The 22,853-nt window shown below is 42.2% G+C and carries 18 protein-coding genes and 3 pseudogenes; all 21 read left to right on the forward strand.

Annotated elements, in window-relative coordinates; translation table 11 throughout:
* The first annotated feature begins 279 nt into the window (after positions 1-279).
* The gene (locus ABWT76_RS01215; RefSeq protein WP_082348759.1) at positions 280-417 is read left to right on the forward strand and encodes a transposase DNA-binding-containing protein; all 138 of its coding nucleotides are present in this window, start codon (positions 280-282) and stop codon (positions 415-417) included.
* A pseudogene (locus ABWT76_RS01220) lies at positions 393-578 on the forward strand (IS4 family transposase); the annotation flags it as partial. The gene ABWT76_RS01215 and the pseudogene ABWT76_RS01220, both read left to right, overlap by 25 nt.
* A 154-nt stretch (positions 579-732) precedes the next feature.
* Positions 733-1,452 (forward strand): annotated as a pseudogene (locus tag ABWT76_RS01225) (transposase family protein).
* Between the two features lie 256 nt (positions 1,453-1,708).
* Positions 1,709-3,115, forward strand: a complete 1,407-nt coding sequence (locus tag ABWT76_RS01230) for a HEAT repeat domain-containing protein (protein WP_190878075.1) — start codon at positions 1,709-1,711, stop codon at positions 3,113-3,115.
* A gap of 888 nt (positions 3,116-4,003) precedes the next feature.
* The gene (locus tag ABWT76_RS01235) at positions 4,004-5,161 is read left to right on the forward strand and encodes a KamA family radical SAM protein (protein ID WP_054465171.1); all 1,158 of its coding nucleotides are present in this window, start codon (positions 4,004-4,006) and stop codon (positions 5,159-5,161) included.
* Positions 5,162-5,163: 2 nt separating this feature from the next.
* Complete coding sequence (locus ABWT76_RS01240) at positions 5,164-6,156, forward strand: ATP-grasp domain-containing protein (RefSeq protein ID WP_054465170.1); 993 nt, start codon at positions 5,164-5,166, stop codon at positions 6,154-6,156.
* A gap of 492 nt (positions 6,157-6,648) precedes the next feature.
* The gene (locus tag ABWT76_RS01245; protein WP_082348758.1) at positions 6,649-7,812 is read left to right on the forward strand and encodes a glycosyltransferase family 2 protein; all 1,164 of its coding nucleotides are present in this window, start codon (positions 6,649-6,651) and stop codon (positions 7,810-7,812) included.
* Positions 7,813-8,172: 360 nt separating this feature from the next.
* Positions 8,173-9,405, forward strand: coding sequence for a DegT/DnrJ/EryC1/StrS aminotransferase family protein (locus ABWT76_RS01250; protein ID WP_054465168.1), 1,233 nt, complete (start codon positions 8,173-8,175; stop codon positions 9,403-9,405).
* Positions 9,406-9,618: 213 nt separating this feature from the next.
* Complete coding sequence (locus ABWT76_RS01255) at positions 9,619-10,650, forward strand: Gfo/Idh/MocA family protein (protein WP_054465167.1); 1,032 nt, start codon at positions 9,619-9,621, stop codon at positions 10,648-10,650.
* Positions 10,651-10,804: 154 nt separating this feature from the next.
* The gene (locus ABWT76_RS01260) at positions 10,805-11,428 is read left to right on the forward strand and encodes an acyltransferase (RefSeq protein ID WP_054465166.1); all 624 of its coding nucleotides are present in this window, start codon (positions 10,805-10,807) and stop codon (positions 11,426-11,428) included.
* 36 nt (positions 11,429-11,464) lie between these two features.
* Entirely contained in the window at positions 11,465-12,829 is a 1,365-nt protein-coding gene (locus ABWT76_RS01265; RefSeq protein ID WP_072160678.1) for an NAD(P)/FAD-dependent oxidoreductase, read from the forward strand.
* Positions 12,830-12,859: 30 nt separating this feature from the next.
* A complete protein-coding gene (locus tag ABWT76_RS01270) occupies positions 12,860-13,528 on the forward strand; it encodes a class I SAM-dependent methyltransferase (RefSeq protein WP_054465165.1) in 669 nt (222 codons plus the stop codon).
* A gap of 82 nt (positions 13,529-13,610) precedes the next feature.
* On the forward strand, positions 13,611-15,281 hold the full coding sequence (locus ABWT76_RS01275; RefSeq protein ID WP_054465164.1) for a glycosyltransferase family 39 protein: 1,671 nt from the start codon (positions 13,611-13,613) through the stop codon (positions 15,279-15,281).
* 184 nt (positions 15,282-15,465) lie between these two features.
* Positions 15,466-17,085 carry a glycosyltransferase family 39 protein gene (locus ABWT76_RS01280; protein WP_354635505.1) on the forward strand — a complete coding sequence of 540 codons (1,620 nt, stop codon included), beginning with the start codon at positions 15,466-15,468 and terminating at the stop codon, positions 17,083-17,085.
* A gap of 241 nt (positions 17,086-17,326) precedes the next feature.
* Positions 17,327-17,662: an acyl carrier protein gene (locus ABWT76_RS01285; protein WP_054465162.1), complete on the forward strand. Its 336-nt coding sequence runs from the start codon at positions 17,327-17,329 to the stop codon at positions 17,660-17,662.
* Positions 17,663-17,667: 5 nt separating this feature from the next.
* Positions 17,668-18,366, forward strand: coding sequence for an SDR family NAD(P)-dependent oxidoreductase (locus ABWT76_RS01290; protein ID WP_054465161.1), 699 nt, complete (start codon positions 17,668-17,670; stop codon positions 18,364-18,366).
* 62 nt (positions 18,367-18,428) lie between these two features.
* On the forward strand, positions 18,429-18,929 hold the full coding sequence (locus ABWT76_RS01295) for a hypothetical protein (protein WP_354635507.1): 501 nt from the start codon (positions 18,429-18,431) through the stop codon (positions 18,927-18,929).
* A 226-nt stretch (positions 18,930-19,155) separates the two neighbouring features.
* On the forward strand, positions 19,156-20,502 hold the full coding sequence (locus tag ABWT76_RS01300) for a fatty acid--CoA ligase family protein (protein ID WP_354635508.1): 1,347 nt from the start codon (positions 19,156-19,158) through the stop codon (positions 20,500-20,502).
* A gap of 466 nt (positions 20,503-20,968) precedes the next feature.
* Positions 20,969-21,118 (forward strand): annotated as a pseudogene (locus ABWT76_RS30625) (DapH/DapD/GlmU-related protein); the annotation flags it as partial.
* A 2-nt stretch (positions 21,119-21,120) separates the two neighbouring features.
* The gene (locus ABWT76_RS01310; RefSeq protein ID WP_354635509.1) at positions 21,121-22,134 is read left to right on the forward strand and encodes an alpha/beta fold hydrolase; all 1,014 of its coding nucleotides are present in this window, start codon (positions 21,121-21,123) and stop codon (positions 22,132-22,134) included.
* Positions 22,134-22,853: an N-acetyltransferase gene (locus tag ABWT76_RS01315; protein WP_054465156.1), complete on the forward strand. Its 720-nt coding sequence runs from the start codon at positions 22,134-22,136 to the stop codon at positions 22,851-22,853. Before ABWT76_RS01310 ends, ABWT76_RS01315 begins: the two co-directional genes overlap by 1 nt.

Here is a 22,853-nt window from a genome sequence, read left to right on the forward strand (position 1 = left end):
TTTTTTATATAAAAAAACTAAATCAATGGAGAAAATTTGCCCTCACGATGGCGGACGCATCTTTCAAAACTTGTCTTACTCACATATTTCTTAACAATTTCAAAAGCTTATCTAGTCTGGGTTTCGCCTAATTTATTCACAAAACTTCATCTTTTTTGGGTCAAGTAAGCAGCCCGGAGATCGGACTCAAGGCCGCCAGAGGATCCGGACGGCGATCGCACAGATAGACTCATCAGCTAAAATTGACGTTCCGATTGACTCGTCTGGGATGGAGAAATTATGAATTCTTGGGTGGCCGAAGAACTCAAGCATACGGAATTGGGCGATGCGCGTCGTCATCGGCGATTGGTTTTGCTACCTCTAGATTGTGTCATATACACTCAACGCCTATTCCCCCTGAAACTCCGCCAACTTTGAATCAATGTGTGCGTTGGATTGCGAGCCTGGGTGGTTTCTTAGGACGTAAAAAAGATGGCGAACCCGGAGTGAAAACTATTTGGTTAGGTCTACGACGACTTGATGACATTGCGGGTACATGGAGGCTATTACAGGGTTACTTAAGCGGATGTCAAGAATAATAGACCTCTTGCAAAATAATTTTATGCTATAATTAAAAAATTGGCTTGATTAATGGATGCGATGGTTATAGCTAATTTTCAGGATCTTTTGCTAAAAACAGCATAAAATGCTAAAGAGATATTTTGCAGTTCCACAATAAATTAATCATCAACAATCCATTATCCATTTTATCTAAATTTGAAACCGGAGCAATTTAAACGGAGATTTGGTATCCAGATTCAAACCTTTAAAGAAATGGTGAACAAGAACAAGTCCGGTTAGAGAATCCTCAAGATAAACGAGTACGGCGTGGCGCCTTAACTCTTGAAGAACAAGTCCTAGTGGCCTTGGAATATTGGCGAGAATATCGAACTTATTTCCATATCGGCACAAATTGGGGAGTATCCGAATCAACGAGAAAGCCGAATTGTCACTAATATTGAATCAACCTTAATGAAAACGGGAAAGTTTGGTATTCTTGGGAAAAAACCATTGTTCAATGGTTTTGGGATCCCAGAATTGGTGGTAGTGGATGTCGCAGAAACAGCTATCAAAAGAAAAAAAAAATAAAAAATCCTATTCAGTAAATAAAAAATACCACAGCTAAAAAATGCAATCATTAATCAAGAAAGTAAACAGATTATTTGCCTAAATGACGAGGGGATTGCCATGATTTTAACTTGTTTAAAAAGAGCCAGGTTCATTTTCATACTGAAACCTTTACAATCGATATTTATATCAAAAATTAATAGTGATTTATTATGTTAATAGGAGTGTGAAAATTTTTAAAATATTCTCAAGTCGTTATCGAAATCGTTGCCTTATGGTTTCCCTTGCAATTTCTTGTCAGCAATTGAGAATTATGAGTTGGCTATGTGGTCGAGAATTAAATAATTATAATTATATAATTATAAGATAGATGTTTTTTGCCAGAGGTATAATTATGTTAAAAAATATGTGAGTAAGGATAAGCTCCCAAAAGGGGAGATGGGAATCTCAAAAGTTCACAAATCATAGCTATATTATGCAAAATTTACATGACTTACCAGGCGGTTGATCTCTAGATAAACTTCAAAAAATTTGCTGCCAATCATCTCTGATTGAAAATATCCTAAAATACCCTAAAATATCCTAAAAATTGATCACTATAATGTCTTTAACCAATCAAAACCTGACTGAACAAGCCCAAATTGCGGCGAAGCAAAATAACTGGTCATTTGTGACCCAATGTCTGCATCAATTGTTACAATCTGAAAAAGATGCGGGAAAAGATGCTCGCAAAAAACCAGCGATCGCCTCAAATCAGATTAAAAAACATGAAACCAAACTGAATTCACCAAAAGCCCCACAAGACCGTCAGCTATTTCCCACTATGCTAGATTTAGCCTTGCAAGTCCTAGAATTTGGTGATTTTCAAGCCCGCTGGGAAGTGGTTAAAATTTTTCCCAATCTAGGCAATGCGGCGATCGCCCCTTTAATAGAAATTTTGCAGGATGAAGAGGCGGAAATAGAATTGCGGTGGTTTGCCGGACAAATTCTGGGTCAGTTCGATCGCCCGGAAGTCGTCCAAGGGTTAATTGATTTGGTGGATAGCGACAGTGATGAAGAACTCTGCTTGGTGGCAGCAGAGGCTTTGGCTAATATTGGCCCAAATGCAATTCAGGGATTAGAAACCCTATTAAAAAATGATTCATCACGACTTTTTGCGGTTCGGGCTTTGGCGAAAATTCATCGACCGGAAATTATTGCCCCATTGTTAACGGTGGTCGATGATTCAGACTCTTTAATCCGCAAAGCAGCGATCGCGGCTTTAAGTAATTTTGATGATGCCCGAATTCCCCCAATATTAGTGACTGCATTGTCGGATTTGATGGCCACGGTGAGACTGGAAGCGGTGATTGGTTTGGGTTTATTTTCTATGCGTTCTTCTGCTGATATGTTGCCAGAGAATTTAGTGGATTTGTTGCGCGATCGCCTCTGGGATTTTAACTTAGAAGTCTGTCAACAAGCGGCGATCGCCTTGATGCGGATTGGCAATGAATCCGCTGCCGATGCTTTATTTGCAGTGATAAAATCTCCACACACCCCAATTCCTTTAACGGTGACAGTGGTTAATGGTTTAGGCTGGATGTCTCATCCCAAGGCATTAGACTATTTAGAAGAAGCTTTAACCCTGCCTTTGTCCTCCGCAGTATGGTCTTCAATAATTAGCAGTTTGGGCCGAGTAGAATCTTCGGTTTTGCAACCAAAAGCGGCGCATATTTTGATTAATTTCCTCAAGTCGGAAACTTCAAACCCGGCGATCGAACAGCCCAAAATTAAGCAGGCGATCGCCGTAGGGTTGGGACAATTAGGACAGGCGATCGCCATTGAACCCCTGAAAGAACTGTTAGCTGATGACAATGAAACCGTCAGACTTCATGCGATCGCGGCATTGAAACATTTTGATTCAAAGGCGATCGGTGAAAACTTACAGGGATTACTTAGTAACGACGCTGTAACCCTGGAAATTAACTCACGAGTCGCGATCGATATGGAAAAATTCTCCTCACATTGATCGCACAATTTTTCTATATCGGCTTTGTCTGTTTTCTCTGTTTGCTGAGGTACATAAGGATATAGATTCCCGCGAAGGCGGGAATGACAGATTTTACCTTTGTACCTCATAAATATACGAACTAATTTATAGTTTTTATTTGATATGAAACTCAAGAAAATAAACCATTGATAACCCTCTTATTTCAAGAAAACTGTTATCAAACTTTTAAGCTAAAATATTTAAAAATTTATTTTTTAAATATCAATTAGCTTGGTTAATTCAATCTGATTTTACTCTGACAGTAAGCCGTCAGAAGGGCAACGGTCAGCGACCAATGTAGGGGCTGAAAGCTGATTCCTGAAGCATCCAAGCTGATAGCTGATTTTTGATACCTGAATGCTGATCTCTGGCATACAGCAGTATAGTAGACAACAAAGTAGGGGCGAGTTTGAAACCTGCCCCTACCCGACGTTGATCCCCCCAAACCCCCGATAAGCGCTCCAATCGGCTTTTTAGCCTGGGAAAGCAAGAAGTCTAATTAGTTTTTTAGGCGATATAGCATCAAGGGGATGTTTCCGCAAGTCTTTGATTATGTTTTGGTAAGGGAATGTTAATTAACAGTGATTTTAACCGGGCGATCGACAGATCCATTGAATATAATGAAATATAATGAAAAAATTATCTGCTGCCGGACTTTTTCAAAAAGTTTCCCAACGCTCTGGAGGTGTTTGCCGTTTTACCTGTACGGGTGGCTTCCGTGCTAAAAAATACAGACAAAAAGTTCAGTAAAGCGCAGAAACGTCTCAAATTTTCTGGCTTTTTTGGACTGGTAAGCTTTTTGGCTTGAATCTGACTCCCGAAACAAAAAACCTGAGCTAGTCAAAACTTAGCTAAAAACCACCAATCATGGAATCAAACACCGTAGTTGATCAACCTCTGATAGCAAAATCCAGGCGTGAGGAAATTTGCCATATTCTTGGGACATCCTTAGACCCAGAACAATGGAAAGATTGGCGCTGGCAAATGCGTCACCGGCTGACTAAATTAGAACATTTTCAGCAGTTGCTAAAGCTCACTCCATCAGAGGAACGAGGGCTAGAAAAAGCGCGGGATAAGTTTGCGGTGGCCGTAACGCCGCATTTTGCCGAGTTAATTGACCCTGATAATCCCCTTTGCCCAATTCGCTTGCAGGTAGTGCCACGAGAAGAAGAATTAGTCACCAGTTTAGGAGATATGGCCGATCCCTGCGGTGAGGATAATGATAGCGTGGTGCCTGGACTGGTACACCGTTATCCCGATCGCGTGTTACTGCTGGCTTTGGACTCTTGCGCGGCTTACTGCCGTTACTGCACGCGATCGCGCTTAGTCAGCCAAGGGGAGATGTATCCCCTGACACGGCGGATCGATGTCATAGTTGCTTACTTGCAAGAACATACTGAAGTCCGGGATGTGCTGATTTCTGGGGGGGATCCGCTGCTGATGTCTGATGAAGTTTTGGACAACTTGCTGGGACAGTTGCGGGCGATCGAACATATTGAATTTGTGCGGATCGGTTCCCGCGTTCCCAGTTTCTTACCCCAACGGATTACCCCGTCCCTTGTTTCCGTTTTGCGGAAGCATCGCGTGTGGCTTTCCTTGCACTTTTGTCATCGGAAAGAACTAACCGCTGAAGTCGCCACAGCTTGCGATTTACTGGCTGATGGTGGCATTCCTCTGGGCAGTCAAACGGTTCTGCTGAAAGGGGTGAATGATTCCGTAGCCGCACTGAAAAATCTGTTTCACGGTCTACTCAAACTGCGTGTACGCCCCTACTACCTCTACCAATGTGACCCGGTTGTGGGCACCGCACACCTACGGACGACGGTGCAAACCGGGATTGATTTGATCTCTCAACTGCGGGGTCATACGACGGGGTATGCAGTGCCCACATTCGTGATCGATGCACCGGGTGGTGGGGGCAAAGTCCCCATTTTCCCGGAAACCGTAATGGCTTACGAAAACAGCCAAACCATTGTACGGAATTGGGAAGGCCATCTCTACACTTATATAGATCCAGTGGAGTAACCATGAAGCTTTTGATTGGTTTGTGTTACGACCTGAAGGAAGACTATCTTAAAGCAGGTTTCAGTGCGATCGAGGTGATGGAATTTGACGATGAAGAAACGATCATTGGTCTGGAAGATGCTTTAAGCCATTTGGGTCATAATGTTGAACGGATCGGCAATGGCAGAGAACTAGCGCGGAGGCTAGTTGCAGGCGATCGCTGGGATTTGATTTTCAATCTGGCCGAAGGGGTTTGGGGTCGTTCCCGTGAAGCGCAAGTCCCCGCAGTCTGTGAATTATTTAATCAACCTTATACATTCTCGGATCCCCTGACTTGTGCCCTGGCCTTGGATAAGGCTTTGGCCAAGCGGGTAGTGCGCGATCGCGGTTTGCCCACCCCAGAATTTGAAATAGTGAATACCCCCGAAGAGGCAAGCACATTATCCTTACCCCTGCCCCTGTTCCTCAAACCCTTGGCCGAGGGCAGTTCCAAAGGTGTCACCAGCCATTCTTTCATCAACGACCAAGAAGCGTTAGTCCCAGCCTGCGAAGAATTGCTGGCACAATTTCACCAGCCGGTACTCGTAGAAACTTTTCTCCCCGGCAGGGAAGTCACTGTGGGTATTGTCGGCAATGGCAGCACTGCGGGGGTGCTGGCTGTCATGGAAGTCATCTTTACTGACAAAGCCGACGCGGTAGGATATACCGCCCTGAATAAAGGCGAATATCTAGAACGGGTATCTTATCGTCTCGTCACTGATGAAGAACCAGTGGCAGCACAGGCCAACCAACTGGCTTTAAATGTCTACCATGCGCTGGGTTGCCGGGACACCGCCCGCGTTGATTTGCGCTGTGATGCCAGAGGGGTTTGGCATTTTCTAGAGGTTAATCCATTGCCAGGGCTAAACCATATCCGTTCAGATTTGCCAATTATGGCGGATCTTGCTGGTCTGTCTTACCCGCAATTGATTGGCAAGATTGTTGACAGTGCATGGCAACGGTGGCAAGAGCATTAACCATAAATTTAGTAGCGCGTCTTAGTAGCGCGTCCAGACTAAAATTATGGGTCGTAGTGGCAATTCACGAGTGGCAATTCACGAATTGCCACTACACTCACAGAATTGATCAATGCCCCCTAAATAATAGACAATTCTGGCAGAATTCTCGCTCATCTCCCCGAAGATCGGGGGGTTGGGAGGATCGATCCAGAATTTTGCCAGAATTGTCTAATAAATCTGTAAAATTTTGTAACGAGTTGCCAATTTGGCAACATAATCTCCTGATTCGAGGGTTTCATAGACTGAGAAAGACGTACTTATTTCACAATCCAGGTCAAGGCTTGGTTTTCAGGGCATTAAAAACCGGGCTGTTCATTGAGTTTTGGCTCATCAGGTCAGAAAAAATGAGCAAAAACCCGGTTTTTCTGACTACGGAAGTCGCAGGGCAGTGCAGCGAACTGTTGCATCATCTCAAGATTGCTATCTATATAGATTGAAACAGGTGAAATTATGTTAAAATCTCTCCCATATCCCGTGACAAATCCTTCGATTAAACCCCCAAGTCAATCACCGCTCATTCAATCATATAAAACCAATTGGTGGAGAGATCCACAAAAACAAAAACCCCTAGTTTCATTAATTGTGCCTGGGTACAACGAAGCGGCGATCGTGGAACAAAATCTCACTATTCTCTGCGAGTATATGGAATCTCTCCAGGATACCTATGACTGGGAAATTGTGGTGATTAATGATGGCAGTTTGGATGAGACCGGAGAACTGGCGGAAGCCTTTGCAAGTACCAGAGAAAATGTGTATGTTTTACATCATATCACCAATTTCGGACTCGGCCAAGCCCTTAAATTTGGCTTTAATTACTGTCATGGGGATTATGTTGTCGTCATCGATTTGGATCTGAGTTATGCTCCAGAACATATCGAAAGACTTCTCAGCAAAATGCGAGAAACTCTGGCGAAAATTGTCGTAGCTTCTCCTTATATAGAAGGAGGAAATATTTCTAATGTTCCTTGGGCTAGGAAAAAATTAAGTATCTGGGCTAACCGATTTTTATCCGCGACTTCTAAGGGAGAATTAGCCACAGTCACCGGCATGGTGCGAGCTTATGATGGGCAGTTTTTGCGATCGCTAAATTTGCGTTCCATGAGCATGGATATCAATCCAGAAATTATCTATAAAGCCAGAATTTTACGAGCGAGAATTGAAGAGATCCCGGCTCACTTAAACTGGCGAGTGGAGCGCACCGTGAAGAAGCCGAAAAGACGATCTAGCATGAGGATTTGGCGGCAAATTTGGTCGGTTTTATTCTCTGGATTTATTTCTCGACCTGTGATATTTTTCTTAATTCCAGGCTTATTCTTGTTTGGCTTTTCTTGTTTAGCGAATGCTTGGGTACTCATTCATACTTTTACCAATTATCAAAACTTACCGGCTGATTGGTTTCTGGATCGCTTTTCCGATGCGGTCGCTGGGGCTTTTCACCAGGCGCCGCACACCTTTATTATTGGTGGCATGACTTTGATGTTGGCAATTCAGTTAGTAAGCTTGGGAATTATTTCCATGCAAACCAAAAGCAATTTTGAAGAAATGTTTTACCTAGGAACAGCGATTTATAAATTAAATAAGCAAAATAAGCAAGAATTGAATAAAAAACATTAAAAAAGTCCCAGAACATCACTAACCCGGTTTCTTCAACAAGCCGGTTTTTTTGGCTGACTTGAATACCAGGAAGCTGGTTTTTTTTAAAATAACGGGTTTTTCCCAAAGGTTTTCCAAAAATATGCCAATTTGGCAACACGGATTTAGAAAAATAGTGTTTCATAGAAATATCTGGCGTTCCCATCAATGGCGATCGCTGTTGAGTCTAAAAAATCTGTCAATTTAGCAAAACCCAGCCAAAAATTAAGTTGGCTATTGCCGATTGATTCAACGGATTTTTTATACTTTTTTTAATAATCAAAAAAATCAAAAAGCAATCAAATTAATTTACACCGATTTAAAACCTAGGAGTTTGACATCATGGTTGCAGAAATTACCAAACAAAAAACTATCACATTACCTTCCGATCAAGAAGCTTCTGGTAGAACCCTGGGCGATGAAGAAATCGCCTTGGTCGCTGAGGCGATCCGCAGTGGAACTTTGACCAGCACCAAAGGAAATTTTGTTAAAGAATTAGAACAAAAATTTGCCGATCGCCTGGGGGTAAAACACGCTTACGCTTGTGCCTCTGGAACCGCAGCCATTCATGTAGCGGTAGCGGCGATCGATCCAGAACCCGGAGATGAAATTGTCACCACTTCCATCACCGATATGGGAGGCTTAACTCCGATTATTTATCAAGGAGCAATTCCCGTTTTTGCCGATGTTGATCCGAAAACTTGGAATGTGACCGCAGAAACCATTGAACCTTGTTTGAGCGATCGCACCAAAGCCATCATCGTCACTCATTTATTCGGCAATCCTTGCAACATGAGCGAGATTATTGAACTCGCGAAATCTCGCAATATTCCCGTGATTGAAGACTGTGCTCAGGCTTACGGTGCCAAACATAATCATCAGCACGTTGGCACTCTGGGAACCATTGGTTGTTTCAGTTTACAACAAGGTAAACATATTACTACTGGGGAAGGTGGATTTGTTGTCACCAACGATGACGCTTTAGCCCGTCGGATGTACTTATTTATCAACAAAGCTTGGGGTTACGGAGATCCAAATCCAGACCACTACTTTTTAGCCCTAAATTATCGCATCAGCGAATTACAAGGGGCTGTTGCGGTTGCCCAACTCAAGAAATTAGATGGAGTGATTTCCAGTCGCATCACCACCGCCAACAAACTGACAGAAAAATTGCAAGATATTGCCGGAATTGAAACCCCTTGGGCTGATCCGCGTAACATTCACACTTACTGGAAATATTGTCTACGGGTTGACAGTGAAGTCATTCCCAATGGCCCCGTAGGATTAGCGAAACTACTAAAAGAAAAAGGCATTTTCTCAGCGCCTCGATATATCCAGAAACCTGCTTTTATGTGCGAAATTTTCCAAAAACAACGCACCTTTGGGAATTCTCGCTATCCCTTTACCTTAGCCCGACCCGAAGCCGTTGACTACGATCGCGCCCGATTTGCCGGTACTTTTGCCGGATTAGAAAGCGTGCTCGTATTACCTTGGAACGAGCGTTACACCAACGATCATGTTGACTATATTGCCAGCGAAATTCTCAACGCGGTGGAATTACTGGTAAATCGCTAATTAAGGTTAGTTATTTCACCAATAGCCAAGGGGCTCATCCCAGTATAATCGGGGCGAAGCATTGCGGCGATTAAGTGATCGTTAAGCATCTTAAATTCCGGAATGGTTTGCCCCAAAAAAACCGGGCTAATCGCCGATAGTTTTCAACAAATTAATCTCGATTAGCTATTAGCAACTCAGCATAAATTTTTAATAAAAAACAGGTTAATCATTATGACGACAAAAACTAAATTTGGACTGGTTGGGGCAGGGGCGATCGCCCAAGCTTATGCTCAAGCATTTGAAGCCAGTGAAACCGCTGAACTTGTGGGAGTTGCCGATCTGAGAACCGAAGCTGCCCAAGCCCTCGGCGAAAGATTAGGATGCCCCAGTTACGAATCATATCAAGCAATGGGTGAAGCGTCAGAACTCGACGCAGTAATTATCTGCACCCCTCCTGTCACCCATGAGGCAATTGCCATACATTTTTTAGAAAGTCAGATTCCTGTTTTGTGCGAAAAACCCCTGAGTATTGACCTTGCAAGTGCTCGGAGAATGGTGGATGCAGCGCAAAAAGCCGGAGTAAAACTCACAATGGCTTCAAAATTCCGCTACGTCGAAGATGTCATCAAAGCAAAAAGCATTGTATCTTCGGGAATTTTAGGGGAAATTGTCTTATTTGAAAATGCTTTTACCTCGCGGGTTGATATGTCATCTCGTTGGAATGCCAAACCAGAAATTTCTGGGGGCGGGGTGTTAATTGATAACGGCACTCACTCCATTGATATTATGCGCTATTTCCTCGGAAGATTGGCAGAAGTACAGGTAGTCGAAGCCAAACGAATTCAAGGTTTGCCAGTTGAAGATACGGTGCGTATCTTTGCTAAAAGTGTCAGCGGTGTTGTCGGCAATATCGATCTTTCTTGGAGTATCAACAAAGAACTCGATTACTATATCCGAATTTACGGTTCTCAAGGAACAATTTCTGTCGGCTGGCAAGAATCTAAATACCGTCAAAGTTATAGTAAAGATTGGATTAAATTTGGCAATGGCTACGACAAAGTACAGGCATTCCGCAGTCAAATTGAAAATTTTGCTAAAGGCATTAAAGATGAAGAAAATCTGTTAATTAATCACGAAGATGCTCTGGCATCTGTAGAAGTAATTGAAGCCGCTTATGCAGCACTAGAAAACAGCAAGTGGACAAAAGTCGGACATCAAGAAAATATTAAATTCAGAATCGATCGCTTGCAATCAGCAGCTTAATTTTCACCTGTTTATGGTGGGCTATGCCCACCAACATTCCCTAGGGGTAAATACCCACCATATCTGATGGATCAACCATCAATCCTAAAGCGTAATTATTGTTTGGATAAAAATCAGAAAAAAATTATCCTTGAGTAACCCATGAGGTTTTGATATGACGGTTAAAATTCATCCCACAGCCAACATTGAATTAGGGGTGACAATTGGCGAAAAAACATCTATCTGGGACAATGTGCATATTCGTCACTCCACTCAAATTGGCGAAGAATGTATTATTGGGGAAAAAAGTTATATTGCTTATGGGGTGACGATTGGCGATCGCGTGAAAATAAACGCTTTTGTCTATATTTGCACCGCTGTCACCATAGAAGATGGAGTGATGATTTCAGCCTCAACTACCTTTACTAATGACCGCTTTCCCAGAGCCACCACTTCAGATTTAAAACAGTTAAGAACCTCCGATCCCGATGACCATACTTTGCCAACTCTGGTCAAAGAAGGAGCAACCATTGGTGCCGGTTGTACCATTGGTAATAACCTGGAAATTGGTCGTTTTGCGATGATTGGCATGGGGTCTTTGGTGACTAAATCAATCCCGGATTTTCATCTGGCAATTGGCCATCCAGCGAAGTCCATTGGTTGCGTGTGTCGCTGTGGAGAACCTTTGCTTCGTTTCACCCATGAAACAGAACAATTTGACGAGGTTACTTGTTCTGTTTGCGGATTAAAATACTCTGTAAAACATCAAGTGGTGACAGAACTTACTCCTCCCGTTTGAAATGATTACAAGACCGGAAAAGTAGGAGCATAACCGATGAGCGATCGCAATTTATCATCTACCATAAAAAATCCCCAGATAGAACATCCCAAAACAGAAAGTTGGGCAATTATCGGTGGTGGGATGCTGGGCATGACTTTAGCCCATCGTCTGGTGCAACAAGGCAAAAATGTCACCTTATTTGAAAGTGCCAATTATTTAGGTGGATTGGCAAGTGCTTGGCAACTGGGTGATTTAGTTTGGGATCGCCATTATCATGTCACCTTGTTGTCAGATACTTATTTAAAAAATCTGTTAGATGAACTGGGTTTAGCCGCCGAAATGCAATGGGTGGAAACTCGCACCGGCTTATATACCAATGGCAAGTTATATTCGATTTCTAATAGTATCGAATTTCTTCGAGATTTTCCCCTAGGGTTACTCGGTAAAATCCGCTTTGCTTTAACCATTCTCTATGGGTCAAAAATTAAAAATTGGCAAAAACTAGAAAAAATATCTGTGAGTGATTGGCTAATCCGCTGGTCGGGCAAGTCGGTGTTTGAGAAAATTTGGTTGCCCCTACTGCGATCGAAGCTGGGAGAGAACTATAAAATCGCGTCTGCTTCCTTTATTTGGGCAATTATTGCCCGACTATATGCGGCCCGTCGTACCGGATTGAAAAAAGAAATGTTTGGCTATGTTCCCGGTGGATATGCCAAAATTATCGATCGCTTTGCCCAAGTTTTAGCGGCAGAAAATGTTAAGATAGAACTCGGTCATCGGGTGACAAGAATTGAGCGATTTAACCAAGGCATCAAGATTCAGTTTGACAATGGGCATGAAGCAAGGTGCGATCGCGTAATTGTCACCTGCGCTGCCCCAATTGCCGCGCAAATTTGCCCGGACTTAACCGCTGATGAAATCAATCGACTCAAAGCCATTCAATATCAGGGAATTATTTGTGCTTCTCTGCTATTGAAGAAGCCTTTATCTGACTTCTATGTCACCAACATTACTGAGGACTGGGTTCCCTTTACCGGGGTAATTGAAATGTCCGCCTTAGTCGATCTCCAAAACTTCCACGGCAATGCTTTGGTTTACCTGCCGAAATATGTCACCCAAAACGACCCGGATTTTGCTTTATCTGATTCAGAAATTAAAGCAAAATTCATTCAAGGTCTGCAAAGGATGTATCCGGAGTTTGACCCCAGGGACATCCTCTGTTTCCAAGTCTCGAAAGTCCGGTATGTCCTGGCAATTTCTACCCTAAATTACTCAGAAATGTTGCCGCAAATTAACACCTCTATCCCCGGATTACATATTATCAACACCGCGCATATTCTCAACGGCACATTGAATGTGAATGAAACCATTCAGCTTGCGGAAAAAGTAAGTCAACAGCTTTTTACTCTGCCTATTTAACCTTGAAAACCACCACAAGGAGGTGAATATATGAACCAGCTATCTTCCATAAAACTTTTACCACCAGAGACCTTGTTAAAAACTGGTGCCGTCGATCATGCTGATTGGAACTATCGACCTATTTTAGGCTGGATTCAACGTCAAAGATTTAATCTGATTATATCTTTGTTGGCCAAAGAAAGGGTCAATCGACTTTTAGAAGTCGGTTATGGCAGTGGTGTCTTTATGCCTGAATTAAGCGATCGCTGTCGGGAACTGTACGGAATTGATATTCACCAAAAACAAGCATCAGTGAATAAAGTTTTGGCCGAATTTAATATTTCAGCAAAACTTTATTCGGGTAGTGCCACATTACTCCCATTTAAAAATAATTTTTTTGACTGTTTAGTGGCCGTTAGCAGTCTTGAATTTATTGATAATTTAGATGCAGCTTCTCAGGAAATGCAGCGAGTTCTCAAGCCGGGAGGTTCTCTAGTTGTTGTGACTCCAGGTGCTTCAAAAATTGTGGATATCGGATTAAAACTTCTTACGGGAAAAAGTGCGAAAAATGACTATGGCGATCGCCGTCAATCATTAATTCCTACTTTGCTGAAATATTTTACCATTCAACAAAAAACTACCGTACCTAGATTTGACAGTGGTCTGTTCTGTCTTTACACTGGCTTAAAACTTTGCCCTCGTCTTAAGAAGAAAATTTAACCGATCGCTCCCGACTAAGATCAATCACAATCCCTGAAAAATTAACAATTTTATCCTTAGCTAAAAAAATCGGTAGTTTTATATGAAAAACACGATAAAAATCAGATTAACGACTAATGAAAATTGGCAATTTTTGCCTAATTCATTTAAGTTTTTATTAGTTGTAGTTTTAGCGATCGGCATTTTTTTTAGGTTTGCTAACCTGGAGCAAAAAATTTACTGGGGCGATGAAGCTTTTACTTCTCTGTGGATTTCTGGTCATACATCAACGGAGTTAATGGCCAGTCTTTTTACCGGGGAAATTATTCAAGTTGAAGACTTCCAAAAATATCAGGGTATTTTTCCGGGAAATAACGTCATTGATACCGTGAATGCTCTAGCAAAAGATACTCCTTTGATGCCACCACTGTACTTTGCCCTGGTGCGCTGTTGGGTGGGAGTTTTTGGTGACTCGATCGCCGCTATAAGAGCGCTTTCTGCTGTGATTAGTTTATTCGTATTTCCAGCGATCTATTGGCTATGTTGGGAATTGTTTAATTCATCATTAGTCGGATGGATTGTGATCGCCCTTACCGCTGTATGTCCTTATCAAGTTTTATACGCCCAAGAAGCGAGACCATATATCTTATGGGCAGTGACAATTTTACTTTCTAGTGCCTGTTTACTCCGAGCCATCAGGATTAATAAACCGCTCAATTGGGGCATATATGCGATCGCTTTGACTGCCAGTCTATACACGCATCTATTTTCTGTATTTGTGGCCGTCGGGCAGGGAATTTATCTTCTCATAATTCACCGGTTTCGCTTGAATAAAATATCGATCAACTATTTGCTATCTTCTTTGGCAGCAGTCCTCTTATTTTTCCCTTGGTTTTTATGCATCATAAAATTTCAACAGTATTATCCAGATAGTTCTGGTGCTTCTATTTTTACTTTATCCAAGCGCTTAATCGGTTTGTTTACTCGATGCTTTATCGATTTCGGATCGGATTATTCAGACTCAGTTATAACACTTATTATAATGACGATAATGAGCAGTATTATTATTATACTAATTGGTTATAGCTTTTGGTTTTTAATTTTTCATAATCCTGTGAAAATATGGGGTTTTGTGCTTCTGTCGAGTCTGCCAATCCTGCCTCTAGCCGTTTTGAGGGATTTAATCAAAGTATCTCAAGTGCTTCTAACCAGTCCAAGATATTTGTTTCCGGTTATTTTATATGTACAAATATCTGTGGCTTATTTGATATATATTTGGCTTCAAGGCAATCAAACAAATCATAAAAAATACCGAATTGTTTTCGTATCATTAATTGCATCAGGTATATTATCTTCTGCCGTTAGCTTGCCAGCCGAAACTTGGTGGAATAAGCCAATCCCAATTCAATATCCTCGAATTGTCGAGAAGATAAATCAATCTCAAAATGCCCTCATTATTAGTGATAGTTACTTATGGGCGATGTGGAATTTAATTTACTATCCTAACTTGGATACTTCAAATCTACAGTTTCAATTGTTTACCCCCGAAACCCTAGAAATGTTTGACTTTGCTCAAAACATTAACATGAAATCAAGAGTTACTGGGAAGAATACAGCCAGGGACGATGAAAATCAAAAAATATTTTTATTCTGGCCATCTAAGGAGTTGATTAATAAATTAAAAAATACTCATAATTGGGCTGTTGAATCTGTAAAAAATGTAAATTTTTTATGGAATGTTACATCTCTAAGCCAGAAAAATAATATATCCTAAAGTGAATCAAAAATATTGTCTTACTTTACCCCTGTCTGAAGTATGGGTGAGATTTATATCCTAATAAACGGATATATTTTCTAGATACATTCGTCATAAAAAATCAAGGCAATTTTCAACACAATAAACAAAAAATGCGATTTTTATAAATAAAATTTGGTCTGATTTTAGACCGAGGATAACTATGAAAACAATGAATATTTTTTTAAATAATCATTGCCAAATTAACCCTAAATGGCTAAGATTTATCATTATCTCCGCTTTAGCAATCGGCATTTTTTTTAGATTTGCTAACCTGGAGCAAAAAATTTATTGGGGCGATGAAGCTTTTACTTCTCTGTGGATTTCTGGTCATACATCAACGGAGTTAATGGCCAGTCTTTTTACCGGGGAAATTATTCAAGTTGAAGACTTCCAAAAATATCAGGGTATTTTTCCGGGAAATAACGTCATTGATACCGTGAATGCTCTAGCAAAAGATACTCCTTTGATGCCACCACTGTACTTTGCCCTGGTGCGCTGTTGGGTGGGAGTTTTTGGTGACTCGATCGCCGCTATAAGAGCGCTTTCTGCTGTGATTAGTTTATTCGTATTTCCAGCGATCTATTGGCTATGTTGGGAATTGTTTAATTCATCATTAGTCGGATGGATTGCGATCGCCCTTACCGCTGTATGTCCTTATCAAGTTTTATACGCCCAAGAAGCGAGACCATATATCTTATGGGCAGTGACAATTTTACTTTCTAGTGCCTGTTTACTCCGAGCCATCAGGATTAATAAACCGCTCAATTGGGGCATATATGCGATCGCTTTGACTGCCAGTCTATACACACATCTATTTTCTGTATTTGTGGCCGTCGGGCATGGAATTTATCTTCTGATCTTAGAACGGTTTCGACTGAGTAAAATCTTGATGGCTTATTTGATAGCATCTGTTGGGGGGATGTTGGCGTTTTCTCCCTGGATTTTATTGATCCTAAAATTTCAAGAGTATTATCGAGAGCAACCCGGGGCTTCTATCTTTGTTATAGCCAAGCGCTTAATCGGGATTCTGCCTAGAATTATTATCGATTTCGGCTCTGGCTATTCAGACTCGGTTCTGAAAATTTCTGTGATGCTGATCTTAAATTCCCTCGTCTTGGCATTTATCTGCTATGCTTTTTGGGTGACTATTTGTAAAAATCCTCTAAAAATTTCCGCCTTTTTGGTAATTTTTACCTGGTTTATCTTACTGGTGACAGTGTTCAGAGATTTAAATTCAACTTCTGGAGTTCTACTAACCAACAAAAGATATTTGTTTCCGGTTGTTATGGGTATAGAAATATCCATAGCGGATTTTTTATCCTACCAACTAAGTCAGAAAAAAATCCCTCAAAGGCTCTGTCATATTATTTTATTAGGATTGATTTCATCAGGAATTTTATCTGGGGCGATTAGTCTGCCGTCAAAAACTTGGTGGAATAAGGAGGTTGGCAATGACTATACTGAAATTGTGGAGCAAATAAATCAATATCAAAATCCAGTTGTAATCAGCGACACGAAATTGTGGGTAATCTGGAATTTAATTTACTATCATAAATTGGACAAATCAAAGTTAAAATTGCAGTTGTTTACTCCCAAAACTCTTCATATGTTTAACCCTGAAAAAACTGACGCAAATATTTCTGATACCAGCACCGTAGACTATGGGAATAGCGATTTACTTTTATTTTATCCCTCTCCAGGATTAATTGCTAAATTTGAAGCCTCTAGTGATGGAAAATTGGCATCTGTAAATAAGTTAAGATTATGGTCACTTAAATAATTATTAGCTCAAAAATAATTAAAATTCAACCCAGCGACCTGCCTGGGCTATGGCAATTGAAAAATCGCGATCGCTTGAGTCAGTCAAGTACCAAATTGCAAAAAAAGTAAATTTTTGTAACATAATGCCAAACTGGCAACACAGCTAGATGAATCGGGTTTTTCATAGGGATATAGAAATTTTCAGCGATTCGTCGGCAAGGCGATCGCAGTTCACCGACTCACCCGAAAAGGAGTAATCCATGAGTAATCAACCCTTGACCACATTGGAGAAATCTACTATAACTTCGGAAATTGTCTCCCTAATTTTGGCCAATGTTCGGGACATTGCCGAGGAACAAGATATAGAAATTTCTGATAATTTAGACGAAAATACTCCGCTGTTTGGTAAGCACGGCTTATTTGATTCCTTGGGACTGGTCTCCCTGGTGGTCGCGGTGGAAGAAGCGATCGCCGATAAATATGGAGTTACTGTGAGTCTCGCGGATGAAAAAGCCATGTCCCAAAAGCACAGCCCCTATCGTAATATCAGTTCTCTAGCTGAATATGCCAGTAGTTTAATTCCTACGGAAACGTAAATAATATGGATCATCCGATTACTTTGATTACCGGAACTCGCAAAGGAATTGGCAAATTTTTAGCCGAACACTATGTCGCCCAAGGACATCATGTCATTGGTTGCAGTCGCGGGGAAATCGATTGGAAATTAGACGGTTATATTCATTACGTCGCGGATGTTGCGGATGAAAAAGCGGTTCAGGCAATTTTTGCCGATTTACGCCAAACTTATGGTCGGCTAGATCATTTAATTAATAATGCGGGAATGGCTTCTATGAATCATTCTTTGCTCACTCCCGTTTCCACAGTTCACAAACTGTTAGATACGAATGTGGTCGGCACTTTTCTCTTTTGTCGAGAAGCGGCTAAATTAATGAAAAAAAATAAGTATGGTCGCATCGTGAATTTCACCACGATCGCCGTACCCCTGAAATTAGCAGGAGAAGCAATTTATGTAGCATCAAAAGCAGCAGTGCTTTCTTTAACGGAAGTTTTAGCCAGAGAATTTGCGGAATTTGGCATTACGGTTAATTCCGTGGGTCCCGTACCCATTGAGACGGATTTAATTCGGGCTGTCCCGAAAGAAAAAATTGACCAGTTACTTGCCAAACAAGCGATTCACCGTTTGGGAACCTGTGAAGATGTGGCTAATGTGATTGACTTTTATCTCAAAAAAGAAAGTGGCTTAGTTACAGGTCAAAATCTGTTTTTAGGGGGCGTCTAATTTTTGAGATAATCATTGATTATTTAACGGTTTCTCATTGTTAATTACTGGAGAAGCTGAAGATGAGTAAAATCATTTTTTCCTCGGTGCTGAATAGTGATTATTATGATGATTTAGAAAAGCTGATGTTTTTCAACCCCCAACAAGAAAAAGTCAGAAATGAGGTAATTTCAGCGGTAGAACGCTATGGTCAACCGAAAATTTACCGGGATGGCGATCGCCTGAGAATTGGGGTGGGTTCTTTCTCAATGGTGCAAGCATTATTTGCCCTGAATGGTCAAAAAGCCGATCGGCAATTGCTGGGGATGATTGCTTATATGCGCGAAAATCCTGACAATATGGCGATTTTGCATATCGTGGTGCGAGAAGACTATTCTGCGGTGGGAATTCATGGTAATGAAATGTTACTAATGCACTTAATCGATCGCGTCAGGGAAATTGCCGCTAAAATTAAAGGCATAAGTTGCGTAACCCTTGCCTATAAATCAGAAAAAATTACCAAAATTCCGGTCAAACACCGAATGGCTGAATCAGGAATTACGCATGAGGTCGGTAGGGTGTGAAAGCGCAAAGCGTAACGTACCAATATCCCATATAAGTAGACGGGCAGAAATAACCACAGACCCAATGAGAAAAAAACTGTCATTCCCGCGAAGGCGGGAATCCACAGCCTATCGGCGGGGAAAGAAAAGTGAAATTAATTATGTTCACCTACTTATAGAGTCGTTGCGTAAGTCATAAGGATGTTTGAAATAAATTAATTTAACCAAAAATTATGGAGGTTTTTAAGTGTATATTGACTTTTTACTTGACATATTTAATCGCCACCGAGAACAAGAGGCAATCGTCTGGCGAAACCAGCTATTTTCCTACGATTGGCTATTAAATGCGATCGCCGATTGGCGCGAAAAACTTAGGGGAATTGAAGGGTTAGTGGTCAGCTTGGAAGCAGATTTTTCGCCCAACGCGATCGCCTTGTTGTTAGTTTTAATCGAACAGAACTGCATCATTGTTCCCCTGAGTAGTTCTGTAGACATGAAAAAAGCGGAATTTCGGGAAATTGCTGAGGTAGAAACAATCATTAAAGTCAGTGATTTAGAAGCAGTGGAAATTGAGGAAACGCCCATCACTGCCACTCACGAACTTTTGCTAAAACTGAAACAGCAAAGCAGACCGGGACTGATTCTCTTTTCCTCCGGTTCTACGGGAAAAAGTAAAGCGACCGTCCATGATTTTGTGCCGCTGTTAGAAAAATTTAAAGAACCACGCCAATTTTTACGCACCCTGACTTTTTTACTCTTCGATCATATCGGCGGAATTAATACCTTATTTTATAGTTTAGCCAATGGGGGATTAGTGGTTAGTATTGAAGATAGGTCGCCGGATGTAGTTTGCCAAGCCATTGAAAAATACAAGCTGGAATTATTACCTACTTCACCCACTTTTATCAATTTAATCTTGTTGAGTGAAGCCTACAAACGCTATGATATTTCTAGTCTTAAGCTGGTGACTTATGGCACGGAAGTCATGGCAGAAACCACCTTAAAACGATTTAACCAACTATTTCCCAATGTTAGATTATTACAAACCTATGGATTATCAGAAATTGGCATTATGCGATCAAAGTCAAAATCTTCTGATTCTTTGTGGGTAAAAGTTGGGGGCGAAGGATTTGAAACTCGCATCGTGGATGGTCAGCTAGAAATTAAAGCAAAATCCGCCATGTTGGGCTACATGAATGCACCGAGTCCTTTTACGGAAGATGGCTGGTTAAAAACTGGTGATGCGGTAGAAGTTGACGGAGAATATATTAGATTTTTAGGCCGAAAATCAGAAATGATTAATGTGGGTGGGGAAAAAGTTTACCCCGCAGAAGTCGAAAGTGTTCTTCAGTTAATGGACGGAGTGGACGATGTGGCCGTTTGCGCGGAAAAAAACCCAATTACCGGGCAAATTGTTAAGGCCAAAGTTAAACTAAGTACCAATGAAAGCCTCCCAGAATTTAGAAAACGAATGTGGAGTTTTTGTCAAAAAACAATGCCTAAATTTAAAATTCCCCAAAAAGTCGTTTTGGCAAATGATTGGATGCATAGCGAACGGTTTAAGAAAATGAGGAGGGACATTGAAACTGGTTGAACCAATTGTCAGCGATCGCTATACCCCAGTGGAATATCACCAGTTTTCCCAGCCCAAAAATCTCCGTATAGCGATGAAAATTGCCGGGATACTTTCTTGGCCATTAGTATTACCTTTAGCCTGGTTATCTCGAAAATCGGATTTTATCTTTCGCACGGTTTCTGAATTATTAGCAATTGTCCCTTATTTATTCGGGGTAATTATCCGATATGAGTTCTACCGCTGGACTTTAACCTGGTGTGGGAAAAATGTGGCGATCGGCTTTGGCACAATATTGACTTATCGCAATATTAAAATCGGCAGCAATGTCAATATTGGCAACCATATTACGATTCATTATTGCGATATTGGGTCTTATGTTTTGATTGCCGACGGTTGCCAACTTTTGAGTGGTTCCCGCTATCACAATTTCGATCGCACCGACATTCCCATCGCCTTACAAGGTGGCCAACTACGGCGAATTCAAATTGGCGATGACTGCTGGATCGGGGCCAATGCAGTGGTGATGAACGATATCGGTCAAGGGAGTGTGGTTGGGGCGGGGGCGGTTGTCACCAAGGCCGTAGAACCTTATACCGTTGTAGCGGGAAATCCGGCAAAACCAATCAGGAGTCGTTTATGAATCCCATGAATCAAATCCAAGCCTCAACCGAGGGTAGGGTGGGCAAAATTTTGCCCACCCTACGGATAGCGATCGCCTGTATTCTCAGCACGATCCTCGGCTGTGCTTCCAAAGCCAACATTTCCCCTCCCTTTGAAGCGGGGGCAAAGGGGTATTCCCCAACCCCGAAATCGACTAACGACTTTCCTGACTATTCTCGTACCCCGGTGCTATTTGTCCACGGTTCCGGCTTAAGTTCAAGCACATGGCAGCCCATGATCAAACATCTGCAAGAAATTGGTTATCCATCGGCATATCTTTACGCCGTGGAGATCCAGCCCAATGATGGGGCAAACGATCGCGCCGCCGAAACCTTCATTGCCCCTGCGGTGGAGTCGATGTTGGCCAAAGCCCAGGCAGCCGCCAGAGATGCCGCCAAACAAAAATCTAACGTCCCAAAAAATATCGAACCGATACCCGTGAAGGTGGATATCGTAGCGCACAGTATGGGGGCGGTAAGCAGTCGCTGGTACATCGCCAAACTGCATCCAGAACGGGTACGCACTTGGATTTCCCTTGCCGGGGCTAATCATGGCACCAATGCCCTCTGCGGTTATTCCGGAGCAGGGAATCAACAAATGTGTCCAGCCTTTGCCACTTCTGCGGAGGACAGTCCCTTGCAGGTGGCACTCAATGGCACCCCCAGCGCCCCGATTGATGAAACTCCCTTCGGACTGGGAGTTGATTCCCCAGAAGTCAAAACCATTCCCCCAGACACAGACCGAGAGATTTTATATCTCTCCGTGCGAATTGAACCCGATGGTTGGATTAAACCAGAAAATAGTGCCGTAATTGATGGGGCTGGAGGACTGCCCATCCCCATCCCTGCGGGAGTCCCGGTGCAAGAAACCAGTCCCGGCAACTACTTATTTCAAGGTCGCGTCGGCCACGATCCCCTGCCCCAAGACCCGGATCTAATTCGTCTGGTAGCCAGTATGCTTAGTGTCCGCGACGGACAGGAGAGGCGTTAATGAGTATCTCTTACCAACTTGTTCCCTTTGATCGAAACACCCCTGCACCCGTGCAAGTTCTCGCTCGACTGCATCAAGAGCTAATCCCCAGTAGCCCAATTGTCTTATTGGGTAAGGGATTTATGGAGCAATTTTACTATCATATATTGCCCCGCGAGGGTTTAATTTGTGGTGCCGTGGCCTATATCGACGGTCAACCCGCCGGATTTATCGTCGCCACACCAGACTCAGCCCGGTTTATGAGAATTGGCCTCCGACGCCATTGGTGGCGATTAATCTGGATCATTGGCACTTCGGTGCTGCGGGAACCTAAGCGACTGGCGGCGATTTGGGAAGCATGGCAAATTATGAGGAGTAGGGGTCAATGGCCATTGACCCCTACTGGTGAAGCAGAAGCACTGGAGGGAGAACTGCTTTCTTTTGGGGTACTGCCTGCTTACCGAAATCCAAAATTTATTAGACAATCTGGTTTACAAATTTCCCAGGATCTTTTCAACCGGGCTGTAAGCCAGATTCAAGAGGCAGGAATTTGCCAAATTCGAGCGATCGTTGACGCGGACAATACTCCCGCCAAACTGTTTTATCACGGATTGGGATGGCATCTCGATCGCACCCAAGTCCCTGGTTGGCGACTTCCCAGTGTGGATTTTGTCTGGCGAAACACGGCAAAAGCAGATCCGGCGCAACCAAGCTTTCAAGCTTTAAACAAGGGGAACTGA

It is taken from the genome of Planktothricoides raciborskii GIHE-MW2 (genome assembly GCF_040564635.1).
Classification (GTDB): domain Bacteria; phylum Cyanobacteriota; class Cyanobacteriia; order Cyanobacteriales; family Laspinemataceae; genus Planktothricoides; species Planktothricoides raciborskii.

Coding starts and splice junctions, on each gene's coding strand:
- ABWT76_RS01240 (WP_054465170.1), top strand. CDS start 5,164: ATGAAGCTTTTGATTGGTTTGTGTTACGACCTGAAGGAAGACTATCTT.
- ABWT76_RS01250 (WP_054465168.1), top strand. CDS start 8,173: ATGGTTGCAGAAATTACCAAACAAAAAACTATCACATTACCTTCCGAT.
- ABWT76_RS01255 (WP_054465167.1), top strand. CDS start 9,619: ATGACGACAAAAACTAAATTTGGACTGGTTGGGGCAGGGGCGATCGCC.
- ABWT76_RS01310 (WP_354635509.1), top strand. CDS start 21,121: ATGAATCCCATGAATCAAATCCAAGCCTCAACCGAGGGTAGGGTGGGC.
- ABWT76_RS01275 (WP_054465164.1), top strand. CDS start 13,611: ATGAAAAACACGATAAAAATCAGATTAACGACTAATGAAAATTGGCAA.
- ABWT76_RS01315 (WP_054465156.1), top strand. CDS start 22,134: ATGAGTATCTCTTACCAACTTGTTCCCTTTGATCGAAACACCCCTGCA.
- ABWT76_RS01245 (WP_082348758.1), top strand. CDS start 6,649: ATGTTAAAATCTCTCCCATATCCCGTGACAAATCCTTCGATTAAACCC.
- ABWT76_RS01230 (WP_190878075.1), top strand. CDS start 1,709: ATGTCTTTAACCAATCAAAACCTGACTGAACAAGCCCAAATTGCGGCG.
- ABWT76_RS01265 (WP_072160678.1), top strand. CDS start 11,465: ATGAGCGATCGCAATTTATCATCTACCATAAAAAATCCCCAGATAGAA.
- ABWT76_RS01295 (WP_354635507.1), top strand. CDS start 18,429: ATGAGTAAAATCATTTTTTCCTCGGTGCTGAATAGTGATTATTATGAT.
- ABWT76_RS01215 (WP_082348759.1), top strand. CDS start 280: ATGAATTCTTGGGTGGCCGAAGAACTCAAGCATACGGAATTGGGCGAT.
- ABWT76_RS01270 (WP_054465165.1), top strand. CDS start 12,860: ATGAACCAGCTATCTTCCATAAAACTTTTACCACCAGAGACCTTGTTA.
- ABWT76_RS01235 (WP_054465171.1), top strand. CDS start 4,004: ATGGAATCAAACACCGTAGTTGATCAACCTCTGATAGCAAAATCCAGG.
- ABWT76_RS01280 (WP_354635505.1), top strand. CDS start 15,466: ATGAAAACAATGAATATTTTTTTAAATAATCATTGCCAAATTAACCCT.
- ABWT76_RS01290 (WP_054465161.1), top strand. CDS start 17,668: ATGGATCATCCGATTACTTTGATTACCGGAACTCGCAAAGGAATTGGC.
- ABWT76_RS01260 (WP_054465166.1), top strand. CDS start 10,805: ATGACGGTTAAAATTCATCCCACAGCCAACATTGAATTAGGGGTGACA.
- ABWT76_RS01285 (WP_054465162.1), top strand. CDS start 17,327: ATGAGTAATCAACCCTTGACCACATTGGAGAAATCTACTATAACTTCG.